The sequence below is a fragment of the Nonomuraea sp. NPDC050404 genome (assembly GCF_040655495.1).
Taxonomy (GTDB): Bacteria; Actinomycetota; Actinomycetes; order Streptosporangiales; family Streptosporangiaceae; genus Nonomuraea.
This window is the reverse complement of record NZ_JBFAKB010000088.1, coordinates 1-2,017: the sequence shown is the minus strand read 5'-3', so window position 1 is coordinate 2,017 and position 2,017 is coordinate 1. Positions and strand designations below refer to the sequence as shown.

The window sequence follows — 2,017 nt, the reverse complement described above, 5'->3', positions numbered from 1 at the left end:
GTTTTAATGGTATTTCCTAGGGGCCATTATATAATTATAGACCCTATATTATTCTTGAATTTCAAATTCTGGTAATTCCTCAATTAATTCAAGGGTTCGCATACTTACTGTAATAACGGATAATAAGAGGTTCAAAATATATTTAGGATTATCACTAAATTCGTTAGGATCATCCGTTATTCCTGATTTTTTATCTGTTTTTACTTGATATTGATCAATAATCCATTCGATAGCTGGCCTTCCACTAACCACATACTCATAAGCTTTCTCTGGTATGTTCGAGATAGTTATTGAATTATTGAAAATAATAGTGTCTAAGGCTCCTTTTTTAGGATGTTTCATCTTAGTCACTTTATAATCATCAGAGCTAACTGACACCGTCACTCCAGGGTATGACACTTGTTTCTCGTAATTCAGATGCAGATTAGATAACTCCTTTCCAATCCGAATAAACGCTTCTTTATTTCGGACTAGCGGAATCCGCGCCAAGCTCTTTTTTAAATCATTGGCATACATATCCCGATATTCGGGTGAATGAAGCAAACCATACACATAATAAACAATGTCAGCCTTATCAATATCATAATTGCCTACTACATTGTCATATTTAACGTCAAGAAGCCCTGTCGTATCTTCCAAATTCTTCAAAAAACCTTTACCGGACGTAAGCAACGCATATTCTGGAACGTTATTTGTCATCAAGACAGAGAACTCGGAATTTGTGGACACATACAAAACCTTGTCATTAAGTGACATCGCAGTATCGTAGTTTGACGGACGGTGAATTAAATCTCGTCCATAATACAACCTTTTTCTGGACAGAGGATAGAAATATTTTTATAAGTTTATTAAATAACGAAGGAGCAACTTTAGCTACAAATCTTGCTATTTGTAAATCTACATTTTTTTATTGAAAAATAGATAGTTTATAGTTACAGTTGCAACTGCTTTAGCCGCGATTAAAATACTTTTCTCATTCATTTTAAATAAAGGGCTATGATGGGGATAATTTCCGCCGTCTTCAGGCTGTGCACCAATGTAAAAGAAAGTACTTGGTACAACTTGCCCATAATATGAAAAATCTTCAGAAGGATTTTGTGGTCCTAAATCGACTATATTATTGACTTCTGAAATATTCTGATCTTTTAAGCTGTCAACTACAAAGTGAGTGAGATTTTCTGAATTAAAGAGTACAGGATAGTTATCGTCATAATCTACAATCACTTCAACCCCAAAGGTTACTCCAACGCCTTTAGCAATTTGTTTCACTTGGTCTCGGATGACTTTTCTAGTTGTTTCTTTCATCATCCGAACATCCCCTTTTAACACTACTTTATCTTGTATAGCATTAAAACTTCCTGCTCCATCAAATGATCCAATAGTTACAGTACCCATGTCAAATGGATCTATTCTTCTTGAAATTACTGTTTGGAGTTCAGTTACAAAGTAACTAGCGGCTACTATTGCATCATTACTTAATTGTGGCATAGAAGCGTGACCTCCGTTTCCTTTGATTGTAATGGTGAAATTAGAACGTCCCGTTTGAGTTTCTTTATTATGATAGGCAATGACCCCTGTTTTAATTGTAGTCATCACATGAACCCCGATCATATTATCGACACCGTCAAGAGCTCCTGCTTTAATCATACCTTTGGCACCACCAGGAGATACTTCCTCTGCTGGTTGATGGACAATTCTAACTCTTCCCGGAAGTTCTTGTTTTATTTTTACTAGTTCTCTAGCAAGTACCATCAAATATGCAGTATGTGCATCGTGTCCACAGGCATGCATTACTCCTGGATTGACCGATTTAAAACTTAAATCATTATCTTCAAAAATAGCAAGAGCATCAAAGTCTGCTCTCAACGCAAGAGTTTTTCCGGATTTTCCACCTTCAATATCAACGATGATTCCAAATCCCTTTCCGATAAGCCTCCGCGGCGATGGCGACCGGGATCGAGTGGTGCGACAGGGTCGCGAGGGCGCGATCACGAAGCGCGCAGGGATTGTCGAAGGC

At 37.3% G+C, this 2,017-nt stretch carries 2 protein-coding genes; both read right to left on the bottom strand.

Features of this window, described 5'->3' with window-relative positions:
- Positions 1–48: 48 nt before the first annotated feature.
- Entirely contained in the window at positions 49–822 is a 774-nt protein-coding gene (locus tag AB0I81_RS63945) for a type ISP restriction/modification enzyme (protein ID WP_300697143.1), read from the bottom strand.
- 75 nt (positions 823–897) lie between these two features.
- Positions 898–1,992, bottom strand: a complete 1,095-nt coding sequence (locus tag AB0I81_RS63940) for an amidohydrolase (protein WP_360680675.1) — start codon at positions 1,990–1,992, stop codon at positions 898–900.
- Between the last annotated feature and the right edge of the window lie 25 nt (positions 1,993–2,017).